Consider the following 22,423-nt stretch of genomic DNA (forward strand, 5'->3'; position numbering starts at 1 on the left):
TATTCCTTTCAAACTTAAATTATTATGATTTTAACATTTTTCGATGGAAAAGTCTCCTCTTTGACCACTTTTTTCTCATTGGTTCTGAGACTTCTTTGATCGCCCAGTATTTATCGACCATGGTCACGAGGAAAGATTCTTTGTAGCGAGGTAGAGCAAGCGTCAAGCCCCACATATGTTTGAGGATGATGTCCTCTTCTTTTTTATTGAGGCTTGTTATCTTTTTGGCATTTCGGACAGCTATCCGAGGATGTACCCAGGCATGGCTCTTGTTAAATTTGACCTGCCGCCAGTCGTAGTAAAAAAGATCGTGTAAGAGAGCTCCCCTTGCTGTACTTTTGGTATCCCAGCCCATCTTCTTAGAAATGCGGTAGCTAGTGTAGCTAACGTGAATAGAATGCTCCAAACGGTTGGAATGAATATGGTGGGGAATTTCCTTTAATTTTTGAAGTTTGGGATGCTGGATCAAATGTCCGACTTCAGCCATATATTCTTTGTCTTGTCGATACATGCGTATCACCTCCTCTATCTGACTAACGCACTATTCTTCGATCATAGAAAAGATCAAAATCCCTGCAGCAACAGCGACATTCAGACTCTCTGCCTGACCTGGCATGGTGATATGAACCAGCTGATCTGCCTTCTCAGCCATCTGGTCACTAATACCTTGTCCTTCATTCCCCATGACCAGTACAAAAGCAGGGACTTTCTCCACTTGCTTATAGTCAATAGAATCCTGAGACAAGGTGGTCGCATAGATGGGTAGCTGACTTTCTTCAATGGCTGTTAAGAGTTGCTCTTTAGGCAGACGGATAACAGGAAGATGAAAATGACTCCCCTGCATAGAGCGCAAGGTTTTCATATTATACAAATCTGCTGATTGATCGGTTAGAAGCACCCCGTCAAAGCCTGCTGCGTCAGCAGTCCGAATCATGGTTCCGACATTTCCTGGATCTTGAACATCCTCTAACAATAAATACCGTCCTTGAGCCAGCTGAAGATGCTGGATTGGCTGTATCTTAATTTCTGCCACGATTCCTTGAGGGCTTTTGGAATCAGCAATTTCCGCTAAAACCTCAGGACTTACGATGGTCACCTTCGCATCGACCTTGATTTTATCAACAAACTCTTCCAGAACAAAGACTTGTTCAATCGGAGCCTGATGATTGATAGCTTCTTCATAAAGATGCCAGCCTTCGATCAGGTAGGAGTCGACTCGGTATTTTTTTTGATGAAGTTTTTTAACTTTTTTGATCCCATTATTGGACTTAGAGGTTATAATATTCATAAGACTATTATACCACATTCACAGGAGGAGCTTCTCCGTCCTGAGTAGGAATTCAAGCACAAGGGGAACAAGCATGCAAAAAGTTGAAATGACGGCCCAAGGTCGAGTTCAAGGTGTTGGCTTCCGTTGGGGAGTTTATAGCCTAGCATTAGAAATTGGAGGTATTACAGGCCGGGTCTGGAACAATGATGACGGAACGGTCACTATCCTTGCCGCCTGCGAAGACAATGCCCGCATGGCCAAATTTATCCAAGAAATACGAAAAGGCCCTACTCCTTTTTCAAAGGTTTCTTATCTAGACGTCCATCTGGCAAACTTCGAACCCTACAAAGATTTTAAAATTTCAAATTAAGTCCAGAGAACTATTGTTAATTTAATAAAAAAACAGTAGAATAGAAAGGTATTATTTAAAATTAAAGGATTGTAACTCGTGAAAAAATATAAACGTTATCTACTTGCTGCTTTCAGCTTGTCTGCCCTCCTCCTCTTAACAGGATGTGTCAGCATCGACAAGACAACCAAACAACCAACTGGTTTCGTCTGGAACCTCATTGGAAAACCGATGGGGGAAGCCATCAATTTCTTTGCGACAGATCTTGGCCTTGGCTTTGGTCTAGGGATTATCCTCGTGACAGTGATTGTTCGAGTCATCATCTTCCCTCTAGGTATTTATCAATCTTGGAAGGCAACCTACCAGTCTGAGAAGATGAACTACCTCAAACCAATCTTTGCGCCGATCCAAGAACGCATCAAAAATGCGGAGACTCAAGAAGAAAAATTATTGGCCAACTCTGAATTGATGGATGCTCAAAAAGCAAATGGTGTCAGCCCATTTGGTGGTATTGGATGTCTACCTTTGTTGATTCAAATGCCTTTCTTCTCTGCCCTTTATTTTGCAGCTCAATACACTCCTGGTATTAGCAAGGACTCTTTCCTTGGCATTGGTCTCGGTTCAAAAAGTCTAGCTTTAACCTTAGTTGTTGCTGTTCTTTACTACATTCAAAGTATGCTTTCTCTCCATGGTATCGAAGATGAAAACCAAAGAGAAACTATGAAGAAAACAGCTCTCGTAAGTCCAATTATGATTGCAGTCTTCTCTTTAATGGCACCAGCTGGCGTCACTCTCTACTGGGTAGTCGGTGGTTTCGTACAGATTATTCAACAATTTGTCATCAACTACCTCATCCGTCCAAAATTGCGGAAACAAGTTGCTGAAGAATATAAAAACAACCCTCCAAAAGCTCCAGCATCCAATGGACGTCGCGTTAAAAAAGATATTACACCTACTAATCCAACCAATGCGAATCGTTCCCTTCCAACTAACGGAAACAAAAAACGAAACGCTGGAAAACAACGCAACCGTAACTAATATTAGCAAAAAAGCCGAGATGATATCTCGGCTTTTCCATTACTACAAAAAAATGAGAGTGGTTCATTCTCATATAATAATAGATACAAACTATTGTTTTACATAAAACAGTTAGATGATTATCAAAAAATGACTTTTATTTTTTAGTTATTTAAGAAGATGAAAAACTTTCCGCTGTGAGAAAAGTGCCTGAAACTATTGTGTTTCAGGCACTCGGGAGTTTTGAGAGTAAAACAGTTTGGGGAACTGTTTTAGCCTGAGCCTGGAAATTAAAGAGCGAAGGTCTCAAAACTAAGTCATGGAACTTCTTCGAAGTTCGCTGACGTCCTTACTCACCTAAGTAAAGTTTTTCAGAAGACTTTATCTTCAAAAAAAAATGAGAGTGACTCACTCTCATTTTTTATTCTGTTTTTTCAACGTTTAAGATTTTCACTTGGTAGCTTCCTGCTGGAGTTTCAATCGTCACAGTGTCCCCTGTTTTCTTACCAATTAAGGCATGACCGATTGGACTTTCATTTGAGATCTTACCAGCAAAAGCATCCGCTCCAGCTGAACCAACAATAATGTAAACATCTTCTTCGTCTTCGCCAATTTCTTGAACAGTAACTGTTTTTCCAATCGCTACTTCGTCAACAGCGACAGCATCACTATCGACAATTTCAGCGTAACGAATCTTTGTTTCTAGGCTGGAGATTTGTCCTTCAACAAAAGCCTGTTCGTCTTTAGCTGCTTCGTATTCACTGTTTTCTGAAAGGTCTCCGTAAGAACGAGCAATTTTAATCCGCTCTACAACTTCTGGACGACGAACTAATTTCAACTCTTCTAATTCAAGTTCTAATTTTTGCTTTTCAGCTAGGGTCATTGGATAGGTTTTTTCTGCCATATTTCTTTCTCTTTTCTATATATTTTTTCGAACTAAAAAGGTGTGGCATGCCACATCCTCCTTAGTTTGAGCTGCTTTCTGTTAATTTGCTATTCACGTGTTCTTCCACGTTTTTAGTGTGTTCCTCATAAGTTTTTGCAAAATAGACTTCCCCAGTCTCTACATTTGCTACAAAGTAGAGGTAGTCTGTCTTGCTTGGGTTGACGGCTGCTTCAATTGCAGATAGTCCAGGACTATCTACTGGACCAGGCATCAAACCAGTATTCTTGTAGATATTATAAGGTGATTCAATATTGGTATCAATTGTTGCGTCTTCTTTAAGAGTCGTCTTCTTGCCTAACTGGCCTTGTGCGTACAAGATGGCAATATTACTTTGAAGAGGCATGTCTTGATTCAAACGGTTATAAAAGACACTTGCAATATCCTTGCGGTCTTTATCGGTAGCGCCTTCTTTTTCAATCAAAGAAGCCAAAGTCAATGCCTCATTGACATCAATATTTTTAGCTTCCATAGTGTCATAGTAGGCTGAAAGATTTTGGTCCATCGCAGCTAACATTTGGTCCACAAGATCTTCCATTTTACTATCTTTTCCATAACCATAAGTAGCTGGGAAGAGATATCCCTCCAAGCGGTAGCGTACGCCACTTTCTTTGGACGGCAAGGTTGCTAATAACTTAGGATATTTAGCTACCATCTTTTCAATAAAGGCATCATCTTGGATGACTTTTAGGAATTCTTTTTGCGTATATGGAGTCTTGGCACCAGATTTGGAACTCGCATCCACAGAAACCACTTCCGCGATTTGATCAATCGTGTAGCCCTCAGGAATGGTAATTTTTCCTAAGACTGGTGGTTCCGGAGTTTTAGTTCCTTGCTCTTGCAATTTTTGAATAATGGTATCTAGATCCATACTCTTTTGAAGATTGAAATAACCGGATTGGAAGTTCCCATAATTCTTGAACTTGGTGTAATAGTTGAAGAACTGGCCATTCTTAATCAAGCCTTTTTTCTCCAAAATAGTCCCAATTTCACGATTGCTAGAACCAGCAGGAATTTCAACGGTTACAAACTCTGTAGCCTTGGCATCCATAGCATTTAAGTTAGATTGAACATAGGTCACTGCAAAAATTCCAGTTGCAACCATTAAGACAAAAAGAATTCCTAGAACCGTCAAGACGATTCGTTTCGCAATGGTGTTCTGCTTTTTCTTTTTCTGAACACGTTGGTCCCGATCCTTGCGCGAAACACTAGATACAGGTGTTTCTTTTTTCGAAACAGCCACAGGCTGACTTGAGCTTTCTGCTTCTCGAGTTGGCTCTTCGATTGGTAGAGGTGTTTCTTCTTGGTTCTCTTCGGCTACTTCCTGAATTGCAGGAACCTCTGCAACCTCTGGTACTTCTATTTTTTCTACTTCCTCTGGAATCTCTACGGTTTCCTGAACTTCGGACTCTTCTGATACATGCTCAGTAAGCGGTCCTTCCGTCTCGTCTTCTTTGATTTCTGGAATAGTGATTTCTTGAACAGGTAAGTCATTTTCTTTTTCAACCTGTACAATCTGTTTATTGGCTTCTTCAAGATCACGTAGAATCCGCTCTTTGAAGCTTAATAATTTTTCATTCTCTTGTTGGTTTTCAGTCAAATACTTGACCCCCCTTGTCATAATCCTTAATATTATATCTTAAAAGGGATAGAAAAGCAATAGGAACGAGGCTTGAGGGCCTTAAATCCTATTGATCACTTACTTGATGGGACCTCCCATACTAAATCGTACCAGACTTCCCCAGCATAGTTAGAGGCCGAGCGTCCTTCATTTACAAAGCCGTTCCTTTCATAATACTCAATCAAGTAATCATGACAAGTCAGGCTGATCCCTTCTCGTCCTTCTTCTAAGGCAAGATTCTTCATGGCTTCAAGTAGGGCTTTCCCAACTCCTAAGCCTTGGGCAGACGGAGAAATCGAAAGACTCGTAAGGGTAATAAAACCTCCTGGTAGATGGGACTCGTCCTTTACGTCCGCTGTAAAAGAGCGGTCCTCGACATATCTAGTTTGTGTCACTGGGCCTTCTAGATAGCCAAGAATTTGGCCATCCTTTTCAGCGACTATAAAGCTATTATTAAACGTTTCAATATATTTTGCAAGCACCGTCTTATCTATTGCCTCTTCTGGACTAAAATTTTCCAGTTCTATGGCAACAATGGCTTCTAAATCATTCATAGTTGCACGACGAATGTTCATTTTTCTTCCTTTCTATAGGGATAGGTGCCACATTAGGTGATAGCCCTCCACTCCTTCTTCCTTATCCCCTATCTCTAGTTGAAAATCATTCATTTCAAAATACGGAATCAACTCTTCCTGGCAGGTCACATGAATCCCTAACAAGGATTCTTGAGCTACAAGAGACTTGAGTGCGGCGAGTAGCAAGATACCAAAGCCTTGTTTTCTAAAGTCTGGAAGAATTTCCAACCACAATAATTTTAAAGAGGGATTCTCGAACTGCTCCTCCAACTGAATCAGGCAACTTCCAATCACTCGCCCTTCAAATTCCAAGACCAGGGTCCTGAACCCATTCAGTTCTTGCAGCTTCTCTCTTTGAAAAGAAAAATTTTGGGACGTGATCTGTTCGATCTCATCCCAATCATTTTCTTTAGCAAACCGAATCCTAACGCTTGGTTGCATGGTATCTCCTTATTGAACATTATTGGTTAAGTTCCCAAGTAAACGTTCAAATGAATATTCATAGGTCTGGATATCTCCTGCTCCCATGAAGACATAAACGGCATTATCATGATCCAAGAGTGGAGAAACGTTTTCAGCTGTAATCACACCTGATTTCTTGATAATTTTTGCTTCTAGATCTTCGACTTTGACATCCCCATGATCCACTTCGCGAGCTGATCCATAAATCTGTGCCAAGTACACCGCATCAGCCTGATTCAAAGCATCCGCAAACTCATCCAAAAGGGCAATCGTCCGAGTAAAGGTATGAGGTTGGAAGACCGCTACGATTTCCTTACTTGGGTATTTTTGACGGGCTGCATCCAAAGTGGCAATGATTTCAGTTGGATGGTGGGCAAAGTCATCAATGATGACGGTATCGTTGACAATCTTTTCTGTAAAGCGACGTTTGACCCCGCCAAAAGTTTTTAAGTGTTCCCGAACCAAATCAAGATCGAACCCAGCGATATAAAGTAACCCAACGACCGCTGTTGCATTCATGATATTGTGACGGCCAAAGGATGGGATTTGGAATTGTCCCAAATCTTCCCCACGGAAGTGAACACTAAAGGTTGATCCCGTAGTAGACCGCAAGAGATCACTGGCTACAAAATCATTGCCTTCTTCTTCAAATCCATAGTAGTAAATCGGAGCCTTGGCTGTAATCCGACGAAGCTCAGAATCTTCACCATAGATGAACAAGGCTTTGGAGATTTGTTTAGCATAATCATTGAAGGCATTAAAGACATCTTCTAGGCCAGTAAAGTAGTCAGGATGGTCAAAATCAATATTAGTGATGATTGAATACTCTGGGTGGTAAGGCATGAAGTGACGTTCGTACTCATCTGATTCAAAGACAAAGTACTTAGCACCTTTCGAACCACGACCAGTTCCATCCCCAATCAAATAGCTAGTATCTGTGATATTAGACAGAACGTGAGACAAAATCCCTGTAGTAGAGGTTTTCCCGTGAGCTCCTGCTACTCCCATGCTGACAAAATCACGCATAAATTCACCCAAGAATTCATGATAGCGTTGATAGGTATAGCCTTGAGCATCTGCATAAGCAATCTCTACGTTGTTCTCAGGTTTAAAAGCATTTCCAGCGATCAAGATTTGATCTCCAGTAAGATTTTCTTCGCTGAAAGGTAGGATGGTAATCCCTGCTTGCTCCAGACCTCTTTGGGTAAAGTAATATTTCTCTACATCAGATCCTTGTACAGTGTGTCCCATCTGATGGAGCATGAGAGCCAAGGCACTCATACCAGCTCCTTTTATTCCGATAAAATGAAATGTTTTTGACATAGTTTCTCCTCCCGCTAGTCCAGATTGGTCACATTGAGTTCTTGTTTAATGAGTCTCGTTGGAATGTTCTGTTGATCCTTGTTATAGATTTGACTCTTTTTCAAGAAATCATAATTGTTCTTTTTGGGTTTCTCTTCTTGATGGGATTCTTGAACTGGAACTTCCTCAGCCCCTTCTAAAAGGATCAATTGCTCTTGTTTCAGTCGCTCACCATATTTAATCAATTCACCAGGATTTTCTTTTTGAAAAGGAGCTGTCGGCTTCACTTTTGGCATGAAAGAAGGGGTGAATTTTTTACGATTGGGTTTTGATGCAATATCTGCTGTTAAATACGGAGCCGTCCGCTTCTTTTTCAAATCAGCACGCGCTACTTCACGAGCTTCTTCTGCGTAGCGATTCGCCGGGCTCTTTTTATCAACAGGCTCCTTGAAATCAGGAGTCATTGGTTGCCTTCTTGACTTAGGCACTTCAAATGGTTTTTGAAGGGATTTTTGTAGATTTTTTTGATAAGGTTGCTCTGCTGCCTTTCCGGTAGCAATTGGCTCCCATTCCAAATAATTTTTATCTGTATAGTCCCCAAGAATATTACTAATGAAGTCCCCATCATCATATAAATTCATATGGGGCATTTGAGTTAGCATAATTTCATCATCTGCTACTTGAGGGAAATGCTTATCCGTCATCCTATTTCTTCCTTTCGACACTTCATTAATTATAAACTATTCATTTAATTTTTCAAGTTATTCCACCGAAATACCCAAAATTTCCCGAATTTCTTCAATAGAAAGACTGGAGCGCGTTTCGGTACCATCTAATATTGTAGAAACTAAATGACGTTTGCTAGTCTGGAGCTCTTGAATTTTTTCTTCGATGGTCCCTCGAGTAATCATCCGGTAGACCTCAACATTCTTATCTTGTCCCATTCGATGGGCACGACCAATGGCTTGATCTTCTACCGCAGGGTTCCACCATAGGTCAACTAAAATAACCGTGTCAGCACCCGTCAAATTCAAGCCAACTCCACCTGCTTTCAAGGAAATGAGAAAGGCATCTCCTTGACCGGAGTTAAAGGCGTTGGTCATATCTTGGCGCTCATTAGCTGGCGTAGATCCTGTGATTTTAAACGAAGTCATCTTCAGAGCATCCAACTCTTTTTCAATGATATCCAACATGCCCCTAAATTGTGAGAAGATCAACACTCGTTGGTTTCCATCTTTGATCTGCTCTAGCAATTCTCGAAGGCTATCCAGCTTCCCACTTTCTCCAGTATAGTCCTCTAAAAAGAGGGATGGAGTATCACAAATCTGACGAAGACGCATCAAACCAGATAAGATTTCCATCTTACTGCGATTGAGTTCCTCTTCAGAAGAGCTTAGAATGCGGGCTTGCATTTGCTTCAACTGGGCTAAATAGATCGTTTTTTGATCGTCAGCTAATTCATTTTTATAGGTCATCTCAATCAAATCTGGAAGTTCTTGCAAGACTTCACTTTTTTTCCGTCTCATGATAAAGGGCTTGACGTATTGAGAAATAGTCTCTGGACTCAATTGTTTAAATTCTTTTTTACCCGGAAACAAACCAGGAAGCACAATTTGGAAAATCGACCAGAGTTCCTCTACATGGTTTTCTATTGGAGTTCCCGACAAAGCAAAGGTATGAGGAACATCGAATTTCCGTAAGTATTGAGCAATCTTGGTTTGGGAATTTTTCATGACCTGGGCTTCATCCAATATTAAGTATTGGTACTGATTTTTTTCGTATTGCTCTACGTCCTGGCGGAAAGAAGCGTAACTGGTAATCGCTACCTGAGGGTTGCTTGCAATCACCTCGTCGCGACTTGCTTTGAGGCCATAGATAACCTCCACTTTCATTTGTGGAGCAAACTTTTCGAACTCCTCTTTCCAATTATAGATTAGACTAGATGGGGCTAAAATCAAAATCTTAGAATCCGCCGTCGCAACACTTGAGAGAAAGGCAATGGTCTGGAGGGTCTTTCCAAGCCCCATATCATCTGCCAAAATCCCCCCAAAACCATAGTGATTGAGCATGGATAGCCAGCGGACTCCGACTTCCTGATAATCTCGAAGTTTAGCATTTACTTGTAGCTTACCTAATGGAAATTGCTCTGGATGAATCAAATCATGAGCCAAGTGACGAAACTCTTCAGAAAATTGGACATTGTCAGCTGACTCAAATAACTGGGAGAGCTGGAAGGCTGCAATGCGATTGGTTTGTAACTGACCTGTTTTTGTCTTCTTTGCACGAAGATTCAATAAAGTCTGACTGATCCGCTTGGTTTCTTCATCAAAGATTAGAACCTTTCCTGATTGACTGATATAATAGTCATTCTTCTCAACCAAGGCACTCATCACTTGCTCAATCTCAGAGGGATCAATGGAGTCAAATTCAAAACCAATCTCAAGGAGACGACCACTGGTTTGAATGGCAATCTTTGGCTTTTCAACCTGATACAGATCTAACAACTTATCCGAAACTTCGACCTCTCCCAGTTCTTCAAACAAGGGAAGGGTCTGCTGAAAGAAGGGATAGATCTGCTTGGGAAGGAGAGGAGCTCGTTTTGTTTGAAATTGATTGGTAAAGCCAGCTGTCAAGATGGTTTCAAAAACCAAACGTTCCTTATCAAAATTACTGGAATAAGGCAGATCCTTAAGTTCTTTCTCAGAGCGAACGATACGGTCCTCGTAGACAAAAACTAGATCCAGCAGCACTTCTCCTTGCTCCGATAAATCAAAAGCAAAGTGAGGTTGAAAATCGTGAATATAGAAGTTACTTGGTGCTTTCACCTCTCCAATTTTCTTAAATTGCTCTAAACTATAGGTCAATTTGGTCTGATCTGACAAATCAAATTGAACATGTCTCTTCTGATCACTGGATAGGGGTAAACTCTGAACAGCCTCAATCAAAATCTTTTGAAGTGGTGAGATTTGGTGAAAATGGCCATTTGCCAAAAGAAAGCGACCTTCCACCATTTTATAGGAAGCCACTTGGACCTGTAGTTCGATAAACTCCTTCATTTCCACTACTTGGAAAGAAAACAAGCCTGAATCTTCTTGGAGTTCTTGAAAGAAAACTTCCTGATAGGTATCCATCCCGACTTCAAGGGTAAAGGACGGTAGATCCATTAATAATTGTACAGCTTCTTCAAAGAAGCTCATTGGAAAGTAAAGGTGACGGCCTCCATTTGGAAAGAAGAGGGCATCATGTATCGGATCCCCCGATAATAAGCCTTCTAAAAATCGTATCAAGGCACGACTTTCAGGGTCAAAGGCTGCGTAGGAAATCGGCTCATAATAACTTTTCCCAATTGCAAAATGGGACTGTTTTCTGATAGCTTGCAAAAATGCCACAACATCCCGCACTACATAAGTTCTCTCATCCGGTCTGCGATAGATACGAAGGGTCCACAAAAACTGACCAGAATAGTCGTCTACATGACCGGTCGCTGAGAGCCCAAAACGGACCTCTTTGCTTTCAATCTTTGGCAGGACCTGATCTAAAAACAAACTTCCAAAAGATACTTTTTCCTTTGTTTCTTGGCTCTCTGTTGCGTCTTGCTCCAAACCAAGTAAGAGTTCCTTCCCTTCTTCATCATTTTTTAAAAAGGCTTCTCCCGCAGCTAAATGCACACAGAATTTCTTCTTTTGAAAAAAATCACAACTACAAAAAATTGCTTGATCATCAAGACTATACCGGAGGGAATCATTGTCAATTCTGAAATAGAGGTACTGATTCTTCATTTCCTGTAGGGATACTTTCCCGTTTTCATAGAGAAGGATTCCTTCTGAACGGATTTTCCCAGGAATTAATTTTGCCATATTTACCACCTTATGTTTATCCCTTTATTATATCATATCCCCTCTAAAATAGAAAAAAAGACAAAGAATTGTGAAGAATTCAATGCCTGATTTTACTATCACCTACTCCACTTTTCTTTTTCCATTCAAATTAAAGAAGAGGTATTCTTAGAAACTTCCCTTAGGTGAGTACGGACGTCAGCGAACTTCTATGAAGTTCCATGACTTAGTTTTGGATCCAAGGTTCCAAAACTCCCGAGTGCTAGAAACAATCTTGTTTCTAGCACTTTTCTCACGGCGGAAAGTTTCAGATCTACTTGAATGACTCCAAAAATAAAAGTCATTATTTGAAATATAGCTAGCTATTTTATGTTAAAAATGGTTTGTTTACATTCTAAAAGGAACACCAAGTGTGTTCCTTTTATTTTATTCTCTTATAGCCTTCTTTTTTGAAATTTTTGATATGTTCTGAATAGTTGGCCAGTTCTCCAAACGTTTTTTTCTCATCGTTGGCTTTATTTAAGGCTTCAACATCTAAGTCTTGGTAGACGATCTTGGTATGAATCATCAGTCCACCCTCTTTCGTCCGACTCACATCTGTTGTATAGCCCGAAATTCCTTTTTTAGGTTCAACAATTTCTTTTTTAATATATTCGAACTCAGAGTCATCTTCAATATTTACATTAAAATTATCAGCCCAAAACTCTTCAGAGATCATTTGGTTGGATCTATGTCGAATCGTCACTCGAAGAAGAATGTCTTTATCTTTTTTCTCATAGGTTTCTTCTCTTTCAACGCTGCAAGCTGTCAATCCCAGAAATACTATGAATGTGACTACAAGCAGGAGTCCTTGTTTCAAAGTTTTCATAAATACCTACTTCCGTTTCCGAGCAATCAAATGGATCGGAGTCCCTTCAAAGACAAAGGCTTTCCGAATTTGATTTTCCAAGAAACGAAGATAAGAGAAGTGCATAAGCTCCTCTTCATTGACAAAGACCACAAAGGTTGGTGGCTTGGTAGCAACCTGAGTCGCATAGAAGATTTTCAGACGTTTTCCTTTATCTGTAGGTGTCGGATTAATGGCAATGGCATCCATGATGACATCGTTCAAGACAGCTGAAGGAATGCGTGTATTTTGGCTCTCACTGATTTGCTTGATCATGTCTGGTAGCTTGTGCAAGCGTTGTTTGGTCAAAGCAGAGACAAAGATGATAGGTGCATAAGAAAGGTATTGGAACTGATCTCGAATATCATCTTCCCATTGCTTCATGGTGTGGTTATCCTTTTCAAGGGTATCCCACTTATTGACCACGATAATCATCCCTTTTCCAGCTTCATGGGCAAATCCAGCAATCCGCTTATCGTACTCGCGAATTCCTTCTTCTGCGTTCAAGACCATCAAGACCACATCCGAGCGATCAATAGCCCGCATAGCCCGCATGACAGAATATTTCTCTGTATTTTCATAGACCTTACCTGATTTTCGCATTCCGGCTGTATCAATCATGGTGTATTCTTGGCCTTCCGCATCGGTAAAATGGGTGTCAATCGCATCTCGCGTCGTTCCAGCCACAGGACTGGCAATGACGCGATCTTCCCCAAGGATAGCATTGATCAGACTAGATTTTCCGACATTTGGACGACCAATCAAGCTGAACTTGATGACATCTGGATTTTCTGGCTCTCGATCCGTCGGAAGGTTTTCAACGATGGCATCCAAGACATCCCCTGTACCAATCCCGTGTACAGATGACACTGGCAAGGGTTCTCCTAAGCCAAGAGCGTAGAAATCATAGATGTCAGTCCGCATCTCTGGATTATCCACTTTATTGACTGCTAAAATGACTGGTTTATGGGTCTTGTAGAGCATCCGAGCGACATACTCATCTGCATCGGTAATCCCTTCTTTTCCAGATACGACAAAGACAATGACGTCTGCTTCATCCATGGCAATCTCAGCTTGGTGCTTGATTTGCTCCATGAAAGGTGCGTCCACGTCATCAATCCCGCCAGTATCAATAATACTAAATTGGTGGTTGAGCCACTCTGCCGTTGCATAAATACGGTCCCGAGTAACCCCTTCGACATCCTCGACAATGGAAATCCGCTCACCGGCAATCCGGTTAAAGAGCGTTGATTTCCCGACGTTGGGACGTCCTACAATGGCAACAGTCGGTAAAGCCATGGTTCCCTCTTTTCTCTTATTTTTCTAGTTGGTGCTTCTTTAATAATTCTGCCGTAGCAGCAGGTTCTTCCTGTCCAAATTGGGCAGCCAAGCGTTGGCTCCAAGTATCCGTCGCTCGCGCTCCAGCATAGGCAGTCTGCTCCTGGTCAAAAGCCTCAATCACTTCAGGAGTCTGCTCCTGGTAACTTTCTTCGAAGACAACAGCTTCCAAAGGAAGGCGAGGCTTAACAGGATGGTTTTGGTTTGGAACCCCTAAAGCCATCCCAAAGACGGGATAGGTGTAGTCTGGTAAGTTAAATAGTTTAGCCACTTCAGCCGCTTCATACCGAACCAAGCCAATAATGACGCCTCCGTAGCCTAGACTTTCAGCAGCCAGCAAGGTATTCTGACCTGCCAAGGCCGCATCTACAGAAGTAATTAATAAATTATCTGGTCCTTCTGGATGGAATTGATCCGTATGCATCCGAACACCTTTTTCAGCTCGGTTGAGATCTCCTACAAACAGTAAGAAAACAGAGCATTGACGAATAGCTTCCTGAGGGACGAATTGATAGAGCGCCTCTTTCTTTTCCTGGCTTCTCACTAAGATAATGGAGTAAGACTGGAAGTTCTTCCAAGAGGAAGCCATTTGTCCAGCTGTTAGGATTGCTCGGAGGTCTTCTTCTTTGATGTCCTCCTCCTTAAAACGACGAACAGAAGAATGAGATTTCATCTAATCAATAACAGTATTCATCGGCGATTTTCTCCTTCTAGGCGGACTTCTTTAGCAAGGAACTTGATTCGCTCCATAACCCGTTTGGCTTGCCAAGTCTCATCTCCATTCCGAGATGTAGCAAAATGACGTTCCAAATCTTCAAAGTTGAAATTGGAGGTAAAGAAGGTTGGAAGAATCTCCTGCATCCGGTGTTGCAAAATCACTTGCAAGACTTCATCCCGAACCCACGGTGACATTTGCTCTGCCCCAATATCATCAAGGATCAAAATTTCAGCTTTCTTAACCTGATCCAGCATCTCTTTGACTTGGCCTGTGTTGATGGCATTTTTGACATCAATGACAAAGCTTGGGAAATGCAAGAGGGTTGAAGAAGCCTGCCGTTTTTCGGACAAGTCATGAGCAAGGGCTGCCATCATATAGCTTTTCCCTACTCCAAAATCTCCGTATAGAAAAATTCCTTTACGGGCTTGAGGATAGGAAGCAACAAAATTGGCTAACTCTTCAAAGGCTCCAAAACGTCCACGATCATCCAAGTCGACTTTGGCTAAGGAAGCTTCCTTCAAAGTGCTTGGCAAGTTGATTAGTTGCAAGCGTCTATTGATAGCGGCTTGTTTTTGTGCCTCAATCAACTCAGGTGTCTCCTCGTAGGAAACATCCGCATAGCCCTCATTCATGACCAATACAGGCTTATACCCTCTTGCAATATAATCCTCATCCCCGAGGACAAAGCGATTCCGTTCACTGATGTATTGGTTAAACTTGGAAATACTGCGACGGATTTCAGCATCCGACAAGGCTTCCTTTTGAATAAAGGTTGCAATCTCAGGTTCGGCGAGAATTTGAGCTACCAATTCTTCATAATTGAACTGCTGTGATCGATTCATCTGGGACATGGTTTTCCCTACGCTCTCCATTTACTCCCCTCCTTGATTTAATTTCTCGAGCAAGGCCCGTTTTTGTTGTTCCAGATCAGCCTGTTCTTCCTGGCTAGTCTGGTTGGTATAGTTAGGCTGACTCCACTTCGGAACATTGGTCTTTCCAGTCGCTGACCCACTCTTAGCTGCTTTCTCTTTTGCTTTTTGTGAATGGGAGTCTTGGCGCTGGCGGATCTTCAGGACGGCCTCCTCAGCCGTTTTAATCCCCTCATAAGCAAAATCATTCCCAACCTTTAAAGCGTATTTTTCATTAAGATTGGCAGAAGCAACCTTGTTAAAGGTCAACAACAAGATCACATTTATGACTTCATCTAAGAGGCCTAACTGCGCCAAATCAGAAATTACTTGACGTTCTGATTGGGTCACGACTGCCTTACGCGCTTTTTTAATTCCTGCTAAAAATTGACGACTGGTCTTATTTTTAGCTTCCCGAATTATGGCTTTTTCCTGCGGAGTGAACTCATCCTTACCTTTTTCTTGTGGTTGTTGGGTCAGTTTTTGTCTCATCCGTTTGGTCGAAATGATTAAATTAGCCGCTGTCTCCTTGGCCAATAGATAGGTCTCATACCAGGTCCAATTCTTCTCTTCAGTGATGGCATAGAGAACCAAGAGATCCTCCTGTTCATTTTCAAAACGGAGACCATCCCGCACCATTAATTGTTTGAAGTGCTCCAAACTGAAGGAAGATGTTTTCCTCTGAGGGGTCGAAACACCATCAATCCCAAAGATAGAGGCAAAGTTCACCTTCCGTTTCTCGCCCTCTGGTTTTTCAGGTAGCAAGTCACGAACTGCTGCTTCTCCTATTTTTTTCTCTAGCAACTTCTGATAAGCAACATTGGCAAAAAATTGATCTGCTTCTAGTGGAGGCACAAATCGGAACTGAAGTCCTTCTTCTGTTTCATAAACCTCTAATAAATTCATGGCAATCAAGCGGTCTAGACTTTCAAGAAAATGAGCGAAACCTAGATCCAAATGATTTAAAATGACAGCAATCAGCCGTTTTTCTTTCCCCTGATCATAGAGACTCAGCAGAAACGTATATAATTGACTTGCTTGAACACCTAATATTGGTCCATACAGGTGCGTAAAGGAGGCTCCTGTAGGCGCTAAATAATTATTCTTCAAGAAAGAAAATGAAGTATTGGGCTTCATCTATTTTTCCTTTTTCTTCTTCGTTCCTTTGGTAATCTGTTTTAAGAGACTTTCCAATTCACCAACATCCTTGAAACTACGATAGACGCTCGCAAACCGAACATAGGTAATTTCGTCCAACTCTGCTAACTCGTCCATGACCAGCGATCCGATATAGTCACTCTGAATCTCATTTTCACTCTGGCTACGAATCTTTTGTTCGATTCGACCCACAATTTCCTCAATTTCGTCACTCGACACGGGACGTTTCTGAGCAGATCGAATAATCCCATTAAATATTTTATCTCTAGAAAACTGTTCCCGGGTGCCATCTTTTTTCACCACAACAAGAGTCCGCTCTTCTACTCGTTCATAAGTGGTAAAGCGATGATGACATTCATCACATTCTCTTCTTCTACGAATCGTTTTCCCATCTTCTGCCTGGCGACTATCTACAACACTAGACTTGTTTCCGCCACATTTTGGACACCGCATGGACACCCTCCTTATCGTTTCTTAATACTTTATTCTATCATATTTAGGGCTAAAGTGAAAGCAAGGGAAATAAAGAAAATCCCTAGCCTCCTGAAGGCATAGGGATTTGAATCTTATGGTAAATACAAGTCAGCTGACAAACCATAATGGTCGCTGATGAGCGGCTGACTAGAGCCATCAAACACAACTTCTAGCCGTTCGATAACCCATTCTTTTGAGGTGAAAACATAATCAATCCGCAAGGGTACCTGATTATCATCCCAACCATCAATTCCTGGACCTACAGTGTAAGTCCCCTTGGTCTGACGGGCTTCAATAAAGCTATCTTGAAGAGCTAGCGGGCTCGCTAAAATGGCTTCATAACCTTCTTGACCAGCTGGATTATTAAAATCTCCGGCTAAAATTAAGGGTTTCTGCAATTGGCTAAAGCGTTCTTCTAAACGCGCCCACTCTTGTTGGAAACCTTTGTCCCACCAAGAGAGGTGGACACTGGCAACCGCAATTTCTTTCCCATCAACTTGGGTTTCTGCAATGGCAATCCGTCGTGTATGATAATCTGTTGGATCATTCACATCTGAAACCAAGAGTTCGCTTGCCTGGATTGGGGTACGTGATAGAACTGCCACACCTTCATGATAACGGTCATAGCCGATATGGTTGTAAGCCCAGGTCCAGTGATAGCTCAATCCTTCTTCTTCTAATTTTTCAACTAAACAACGAACATAGTGATCCTGATGGATCGGCTCCGCAGAAGGAGTTGGATGATATAAGTCATTAACTGGAACAACTGGACTTTCGATGGCCTGATTGATTTCTTGGAAACAAATCAGATCGTATTGCTTTTCAAGAATGTCTGTTAATAAGTCCTCAAATTTTTGTTGGGGATTTTCTTCCATCCAACTATGAGTGTTTAAAGTTAAAAATTTCATGATCCTACTCTCCTAATAGAGAATTCCCTGTATCCGATGGATACAAGGAATGACTCTCATAGATTATAATTCAACCTTGGCAACCACAGCATCTGCTGGAAGTTGACCAGTTTGTGTAAGAGTGACAGATTGAATAGCTGCAGCATTTGTGAAGACTACAACTGTTGTAGTTGCACGTCCAGCTTCACGAATAGCATCCAAATCTGCTTCTACCAATAAATCTCCCGCTGCCACTGTTTGGCCTTCTTCTACCTTCACTGTGAAAGGTTTGCCTTCCAAACTTACAGTATCAAGACCGATATGAACGAGAACTTCAAGACCTGATTCTGTTACCAAACCAAGGGCATGTTTGGTAGGGAAGACGCTTGTCACCTTACCAGCTACTGGTGAAACAATCTGACCATTTGCTGGTTCAACTGCAAATCCGTCACCCATCATTTTTTGTGAGAAGACTGGATCTTGAACTTTTTCTAATTCAATGACTTGTCCTTCAGCAACTGAGTGAACTTCTTCTGTCACCCCTTTAAAGGCAACTTCTGCTTGTTGAGCCGCTGTCTGTTGACTTGGAAGAGTTTCAGGAATCACTTCACCTGAATCTAACAAATCTTGGATATCTGATTTCAATACGTCCGCTTTTGGACCGTAAATTGCTTGGACCCCTTGTCCTTTCATGACAAGTCCCATTGCTCCTTCAGCTTTCCATTGCTCTTCTGTTCCAACTTTTTCAGCATCTTTAACAGTCACACGAAGACGAGTCATACATGCGTCCACATCGACGATGTTAGCACGTCCACCAAGAAGGTTGATGATGTTAACTGCTTGAGAAGCAGCAGCTACTTTACCTGAACCTGAAGTTTCAGACTCATCTGATCCACCTTCAGCTTGTTCGTAGTTTCCGTTACGTCCAGGAGTTGCGTAGTTAAATTTCTTGATCATGAAGTTTGCAATGAAGTACATGATCACGGCAAAGAGAACAGTTACCCAGATAAAGTTAAGGATATCTCCACCAATACCGGCTTTAATGGTCATTGGTGTACGAGTCAAGAACTCAATAGATCCGAATGAATGGACACGAAGATTGACGATATCGGCCATCGCGAAGGCTGCACCTTGCACCACTGCATAAACAAGGTAAAGAGGCATTGCCACGAACATAAACATGTACTCGATTGGTTCTGTAACCCCTGTAAGGAAGGTTGCAAGAGCAGTCGCAATCATCATCCCTTTGTATTTGTGTTTCTTATCAGGGTCTACATTACGGTAAATAGCAAGCGAGATCCCCATCAAGATACCGAATGAACCAATCATTTGTCCCACTTTGAAACGAGCAGGTGTGAAGGTATCCAACAAGTGTTGGTAAGTAGCAGGGTCAGTTCCTTTAGTGTTTCCTAAGTCTGTAATCCAAGCTAACCAAAGTGGATCTTGACCTAATACAGTTGTTCCTTTTGAGATACCTGAGATAACTTCATAGGTACCACCCAATTGTGTGTAGTTGATTGGGATGGTCAACATATGGTGAAGACCAAATGGAAGCAAGAGACGTTCCAAGGTACCAAAAGCAAATGGTGCTAAGATTGGAGCAGTTTCTTTTGAGTTGGCAATCCAAATACCAAAGTTGTTAATTCCTGTTTGGACTACTGGCCATAAGAATGACAAGGCAAGAGCCACAATGACAGAACGAAGGATAACGACAAATGGTACAAACCGTTTCCCGTTAAAGAAGGATAGGGCATCTGGTAATTTACGGTAGTTGTAGTATTTATTAAAGGCTGTCGCCCCTACAAAACCGGCAATAATCCCAACGAAAACCCCCATATTCAAGGCAGGTGATTCTAAAACACTCGTAAAGTAATCAGCAACCTTGATAGATCCGCCAAGAAGTGTATGAACTTGTGCCTTTGGATCTTTGAGCATATCTCCTGTTACACCGAACATCACACCAGTGATCCGGTTAATCAAGATAAAGGATAGACCTGCCGCAAAGGCACCACCAGCACGTTCTTTTGCCCAGCTACCACCGATAGCCAATGCAAAGAGAATATGAAGATTCCCAATGACTCCCCAACCGATTTGTTCAAGAACACCACCGGTCGTCACCAAGAAACCAAGTTCTGGATTAATCATTGCAACAGTTTTACCAAGACTGATCATCAGACCTGCCGCAGGCATAACTGCAACGACCACCATCAATGCTTTACCGAATTTTTGCCAAAATTCAAAGCTAAATAGACTTTTGAATGATTGTTTATTCATCATTCGACCTCCTTATAAATTTGAAATGCCCGTAATATAAGAAAACGTTTGCATATTTCACTTACTATTATACCACTTTTTTTCTATTTGTAAAGCCCTTACATCTATATTTTTAATTCACAAACTTTATAGATAAAGCCCTTGAAAAGCCTATCATTTAAGCAAACGTTTGCTTCTTTCACAATTTTTTTAAAAAAATTTTTTAAAAAAATTTCTTCTTTCTTCCCTTTTGACACACAAAAAATCCCTTTGAGATTGCTCATCAAAGGGAATGTTCTTATTCTTGCATTTGGTAGCCGACACCTCGGACAGTTTTGATATAGCTCTTTTGTCCTGGGAGATCTATTTTTCCACGAAGATAGCGAATATAGACATCAACGATATTGGTTTCTGCTGTACTCTCATACTTCCAGACACGCTCCAGCAATTGCTCCCGACTGAGGACATGCTTACTTCCCATCAAAGTCGCTAACAAATCATACTCACGACGTGTCAAGTCAATTACTTCCTCACCCCGATACACCATATGATTCTCGACATCAATTCGTAAATTCCGATAGGAAGTAGGAACTTTCATCTGATTACAATGTTGGTCAATAAAATCACGGCCTCTAAAAATAGCAATGATTTTCTCAACCAAATCACTGATCACGAATGGTTTGATGACATAAGACACTGCAAATCGTTGGATACTCTCCATATGCTCGGAAATTTTCTCACGACTATCTAAGACAATCAAGACTGCTGCAGGACGAATCTTGCTCAGGCGTTGGGCAAAATCTTCCCCACTCATATCTTCTAGTTCGTAATTGAGAAGAATTAAATCATATTCTGTAGCCTGCAGGAGTTTCAAGGCGATTTCCCCTTGTTCTACCAAATCAACTACATAGCCTGCTTTTTGAAGTTCTAAATCAATAAAGCGCGCTAAATTCTTTTCATTCTCTACTAGTAATATCCGCTTTGTCATAACCTACAATTATTTTTCGTCGTACCAAGAATAGTGGAAGGTACCTTCTTTGTCCTTACGTTGGTATGTGTGAGCACCAAAGTAGTCGCGTTGCGCTTGGATCAAGTTCGCTGGAAGGTCAGCTGAACGGTAGCTATCAAAGTAAGTGATGGCTGCTGAGAAGGTTGGTACTGGTACACCTGCTTGTACAGCAAGAGCTACAATGTCACGAACAGATTGTTGGTACTTAGCTGTTACATCCAAGAAGTACTCATCCAAAAGAAGGTTAGCAAGATCTGCATCACGGTTGTAAGCATCTGTGATCTTTTGCAAGAAACGAGAACGGATGATACATCCATCGCGCCAGATAGAGGCGATGTCTGCAAATGGCAAGTTCCAGTTGTTTTCTTTAGAAGCTACACGCAATTGTGCAAAACCTTGTGCATATGAGATGATTTTTGAGAAATAAAGGGCTTGGCGGATCTTTTCGATCAACTCAGCCTTGTCTCCTTCAAATTTAAAAGTAGCTGGTTTTGGAAGCACCTTGCTAGCGTGTACACGTTCTTCTTTGTAAGTGGAGATGTAACGTGCAAATACTGACTCAGTGATGAGTGACAATGGCACACCAAGGTCAAGCGCTGATTGGCTAGTCCATTTACCAGTTCCCTTGTTTCCTGCAGCATCCAAGATGTAGTCTACGATTGGTCCATCTTGACCTTCATCGTCTTTGCGTCCAAGGATATCCGCAGTGATTTCGATCAAGTAGCTGTCCAATTCGCCCTTGTTCCACTCCGTAAAGATTTCAGCCATGTCTTCTGCAGAAAGGCCAAGCAAGTGTTGCATCAAGTCATAGCTTTCTGCAATCAATTGCATATCGCCATACTCGATACCGTTGTGGACCATTTTCACGTAGTGACCTGCTCCATCAGGACCGATGTAAGTCACACATGGTTTTCCATCTTCTGGTGCTTTTGCAGAGATTTCTTCAAGAACATCAGCTACCAATTCATAAGCTTCTTTTTGTCCACCAGGCATGATAGAAGGACCTTCAAGGGCACCTTTTTCACCACCAGATACACCAGTACCGATGAAGTTGATCCCTGAGTTTGCCAACTCTTCGTTACGACGGATAGTATCTTTGTAGAACGTGTTTCCTCCGTCGATCAAGATATCGCCTTTATCCAAGTGTGGAAGAAGGGCTTGGATGGTCGCATCTGTACCAGGTCCTGCTTGAACCATGAGCATGATCCGACGTGGTTTTTCGATTGAGTTTACGAAGCTTTCGATATCATAGCTTGGCACGAAGTTCTTTTCAGGATGGCAAGCAACAACATCTTCTGTTTTTTCTTTACTACGGTTATAGATAGCAACTGTGTATCCACGAGATTCAATATTAAGGGCAAGGTTACGACCCATTACGGCCATACCAACAACACCAAAGTTTGCTTTTGTCATGTGA

General features: G+C 41.6%; 21 protein-coding genes. 2 read left to right on the forward strand and 19 right to left on the reverse strand.

Annotated elements, in window-relative coordinates; translation table 11 throughout:
• Window positions 1–22: 22 nt before the first annotated feature.
• Window positions 23–511 (reverse strand): HDIG domain-containing metalloprotein, encoded by a 489-nt coding sequence (locus K1J10_RS00145; protein WP_140814251.1) that lies wholly within the window; start codon window positions 509–511, stop codon window positions 23–25.
• Window positions 512–541: 30 nt separating this feature from the next.
• Window positions 542–1,288 (reverse strand): TrmH family RNA methyltransferase, encoded by a 747-nt coding sequence (locus K1J10_RS00150; RefSeq protein WP_223355475.1) that lies wholly within the window; start codon window positions 1,286–1,288, stop codon window positions 542–544.
• Between the two features lie 73 nt (window positions 1,289–1,361).
• Here K1J10_RS00150 and K1J10_RS00155 point away from each other — a divergent pair, with 73 nt between their 5' ends.
• Window positions 1,362–1,640: an acylphosphatase gene (locus tag K1J10_RS00155; RefSeq protein WP_048715417.1), complete on the forward strand. Its 279-nt coding sequence runs from the start codon at window positions 1,362–1,364 to the stop codon at window positions 1,638–1,640.
• Window positions 1,641–1,718: 78 nt separating this feature from the next.
• Window positions 1,719–2,657, forward strand: a complete 939-nt coding sequence (gene yidC / locus K1J10_RS00160; protein WP_223355476.1) for a membrane protein insertase YidC — start codon at window positions 1,719–1,721, stop codon at window positions 2,655–2,657.
• 400 nt (window positions 2,658–3,057) lie between these two features.
• On the opposite strand, the gene greA is transcribed toward yidC, so the two are convergent.
• The 17 genes from greA to gndA all read right to left on the reverse strand — a co-directional run bounded on the left by greA (window position 3,058) and on the right by gndA (window position 22,419).
• Window positions 3,058–3,540, reverse strand: a complete 483-nt coding sequence (gene greA, locus K1J10_RS00165) for a transcription elongation factor GreA (RefSeq protein WP_006595775.1) — start codon at window positions 3,538–3,540, stop codon at window positions 3,058–3,060.
• Window positions 3,541–3,601: 61 nt separating this feature from the next.
• A complete protein-coding gene (gene mltG, locus K1J10_RS00170) occupies window positions 3,602–5,212 on the reverse strand; it encodes an endolytic transglycosylase MltG (protein WP_398577081.1) in 1,611 nt (536 codons plus the stop codon).
• A 62-nt stretch (window positions 5,213–5,274) separates the two neighbouring features.
• Window positions 5,275–5,775, reverse strand: coding sequence for a GNAT family N-acetyltransferase (locus tag K1J10_RS00175; RefSeq protein ID WP_223355478.1), 501 nt, complete (start codon window positions 5,773–5,775; stop codon window positions 5,275–5,277).
• 12 nt (window positions 5,776–5,787) lie between these two features.
• Window positions 5,788–6,216 (reverse strand): GNAT family N-acetyltransferase, encoded by a 429-nt coding sequence (locus K1J10_RS00180; protein WP_223355479.1) that lies wholly within the window; start codon window positions 6,214–6,216, stop codon window positions 5,788–5,790.
• Between the two features lie 9 nt (window positions 6,217–6,225).
• Window positions 6,226–7,560: a UDP-N-acetylmuramate--L-alanine ligase gene (gene murC, locus K1J10_RS00185; protein WP_223355480.1), complete on the reverse strand. Its 1,335-nt coding sequence runs from the start codon at window positions 7,558–7,560 to the stop codon at window positions 6,226–6,228.
• Window positions 7,561–7,574: 14 nt separating this feature from the next.
• On the reverse strand, window positions 7,575–8,243 hold the full coding sequence (locus K1J10_RS00190) for a cystathionine gamma-synthase (protein ID WP_223355481.1): 669 nt from the start codon (window positions 8,241–8,243) through the stop codon (window positions 7,575–7,577).
• Between the two features lie 57 nt (window positions 8,244–8,300).
• The gene (locus K1J10_RS00195; protein WP_223355482.1) at window positions 8,301–11,396 is read right to left on the reverse strand and encodes a DEAD/DEAH box helicase; all 3,096 of its coding nucleotides are present in this window, start codon (window positions 11,394–11,396) and stop codon (window positions 8,301–8,303) included.
• Window positions 11,397–11,796: 400 nt separating this feature from the next.
• Window positions 11,797–12,243 carry a hypothetical protein gene (locus K1J10_RS00200; protein WP_006595768.1) on the reverse strand — a complete coding sequence of 149 codons (447 nt, stop codon included), beginning with the start codon at window positions 12,241–12,243 and terminating at the stop codon, window positions 11,797–11,799.
• A 6-nt stretch (window positions 12,244–12,249) separates the two neighbouring features.
• Window positions 12,250–13,560 (reverse strand): ribosome biogenesis GTPase Der, encoded by a 1,311-nt coding sequence (der, locus tag K1J10_RS00205; RefSeq protein WP_006595767.1) that lies wholly within the window; start codon window positions 13,558–13,560, stop codon window positions 12,250–12,252.
• Window positions 13,561–13,576: 16 nt separating this feature from the next.
• Window positions 13,577–14,272 carry an NADPH-dependent oxidoreductase gene (locus K1J10_RS00210; protein ID WP_223355483.1) on the reverse strand — a complete coding sequence of 232 codons (696 nt, stop codon included), beginning with the start codon at window positions 14,270–14,272 and terminating at the stop codon, window positions 13,577–13,579.
• Window positions 14,273–14,289: 17 nt separating this feature from the next.
• Window positions 14,290–15,189, reverse strand: a complete 900-nt coding sequence (gene dnaI, locus K1J10_RS00215; RefSeq protein WP_223355484.1) for a primosomal protein DnaI — start codon at window positions 15,187–15,189, stop codon at window positions 14,290–14,292.
• Window positions 15,190–16,362 (reverse strand): replication initiation and membrane attachment family protein, encoded by a 1,173-nt coding sequence (locus K1J10_RS00220; RefSeq protein ID WP_223355485.1) that lies wholly within the window; start codon window positions 16,360–16,362, stop codon window positions 15,190–15,192.
• A complete protein-coding gene (nrdR, locus tag K1J10_RS00225) occupies window positions 16,363–16,836 on the reverse strand; it encodes a transcriptional regulator NrdR (RefSeq protein ID WP_006595763.1) in 474 nt (157 codons plus the stop codon).
• 113 nt (window positions 16,837–16,949) lie between these two features.
• On the reverse strand, window positions 16,950–17,765 hold the full coding sequence (locus tag K1J10_RS00230; RefSeq protein WP_223355486.1) for an endonuclease/exonuclease/phosphatase family protein: 816 nt from the start codon (window positions 17,763–17,765) through the stop codon (window positions 16,950–16,952).
• Window positions 17,766–17,828: 63 nt separating this feature from the next.
• Window positions 17,829–20,018 (reverse strand): PTS transporter subunit IIBC, encoded by a 2,190-nt coding sequence (locus tag K1J10_RS00235; RefSeq protein ID WP_223355487.1) that lies wholly within the window; start codon window positions 20,016–20,018, stop codon window positions 17,829–17,831.
• 277 nt (window positions 20,019–20,295) lie between these two features.
• Window positions 20,296–20,985, reverse strand: a complete 690-nt coding sequence (locus tag K1J10_RS00240) for a response regulator transcription factor (protein ID WP_223355488.1) — start codon at window positions 20,983–20,985, stop codon at window positions 20,296–20,298.
• Between the two features lie 9 nt (window positions 20,986–20,994).
• On the reverse strand, window positions 20,995–22,419 hold the full coding sequence (gndA, locus tag K1J10_RS00245; protein WP_223355489.1) for an NADP-dependent phosphogluconate dehydrogenase: 1,425 nt from the start codon (window positions 22,417–22,419) through the stop codon (window positions 20,995–20,997).
• Between the last annotated feature and the right edge of the window lie 4 nt (window positions 22,420–22,423).

Origin of the sequence: Streptococcus australis (assembly GCF_019930045.1) — a bacterium.
GTDB lineage: Bacteria > Bacillota > Bacilli > Lactobacillales > Streptococcaceae > Streptococcus > Streptococcus australis_D.

What these genes read in the sequence shown, in the direction of transcription:
- K1J10_RS00145 (WP_140814251.1), bottom strand. Translation starts at nt 511, where the DNA reads ATGTATCGACAAGACAAAGAATATATGGCTGAAGTCGGACATTTGATC.
- K1J10_RS00150 (WP_223355475.1), bottom strand. Translation starts at nt 1,288, where the DNA reads ATGAATATTATAACCTCTAAGTCCAATAATGGGATCAAAAAAGTTAAA.
- K1J10_RS00155 (WP_048715417.1), top strand. Translation starts at nt 1,362, where the DNA reads ATGCAAAAAGTTGAAATGACGGCCCAAGGTCGAGTTCAAGGTGTTGGC.
- greA (WP_006595775.1), bottom strand. Translation starts at nt 3,540, where the DNA reads ATGGCAGAAAAAACCTATCCAATGACCCTAGCTGAAAAGCAAAAATTA.
- K1J10_RS00175 (WP_223355478.1), bottom strand. Translation starts at nt 5,775, where the DNA reads ATGAACATTCGTCGTGCAACTATGAATGATTTAGAAGCCATTGTTGCC.
- K1J10_RS00180 (WP_223355479.1), bottom strand. Translation starts at nt 6,216, where the DNA reads ATGCAACCAAGCGTTAGGATTCGGTTTGCTAAAGAAAATGATTGGGAT.
- murC (WP_223355480.1), bottom strand. Translation starts at nt 7,560, where the DNA reads ATGTCAAAAACATTTCATTTTATCGGAATAAAAGGAGCTGGTATGAGT.
- K1J10_RS00190 (WP_223355481.1), bottom strand. Translation starts at nt 8,243, where the DNA reads ATGACGGATAAGCATTTCCCTCAAGTAGCAGATGATGAAATTATGCTA.
- K1J10_RS00195 (WP_223355482.1), bottom strand. Translation starts at nt 11,396, where the DNA reads ATGGCAAAATTAATTCCTGGGAAAATCCGTTCAGAAGGAATCCTTCTC.
- K1J10_RS00200 (WP_006595768.1), bottom strand. Translation starts at nt 12,243, where the DNA reads ATGAAAACTTTGAAACAAGGACTCCTGCTTGTAGTCACATTCATAGTA.
- der (WP_006595767.1), bottom strand. Translation starts at nt 13,560, where the DNA reads ATGGCTTTACCGACTGTTGCCATTGTAGGACGTCCCAACGTCGGGAAA.
- K1J10_RS00210 (WP_223355483.1), bottom strand. Translation starts at nt 14,272, where the DNA reads ATGAAATCTCATTCTTCTGTTCGTCGTTTTAAGGAGGAGGACATCAAA.
- dnaI (WP_223355484.1), bottom strand. Translation starts at nt 15,189, where the DNA reads ATGGAGAGCGTAGGGAAAACCATGTCCCAGATGAATCGATCACAGCAG.
- K1J10_RS00220 (WP_223355485.1), bottom strand. Translation starts at nt 16,362, where the DNA reads ATGAAGCCCAATACTTCATTTTCTTTCTTGAAGAATAATTATTTAGCG.
- nrdR (WP_006595763.1), bottom strand. Translation starts at nt 16,836, where the DNA reads ATGCGGTGTCCAAAATGTGGCGGAAACAAGTCTAGTGTTGTAGATAGT.
- K1J10_RS00230 (WP_223355486.1), bottom strand. Translation starts at nt 17,765, where the DNA reads ATGAAATTTTTAACTTTAAACACTCATAGTTGGATGGAAGAAAATCCC.
- K1J10_RS00235 (WP_223355487.1), bottom strand. Translation starts at nt 20,018, where the DNA reads ATGAATAAACAATCATTCAAAAGTCTATTTAGCTTTGAATTTTGGCAA.
- K1J10_RS00240 (WP_223355488.1), bottom strand. Translation starts at nt 20,985, where the DNA reads ATGACAAAGCGGATATTACTAGTAGAGAATGAAAAGAATTTAGCGCGC.
- gndA (WP_223355489.1), bottom strand. Translation starts at nt 22,419, where the DNA reads ATGACAAAAGCAAACTTTGGTGTTGTTGGTATGGCCGTAATGGGTCGT.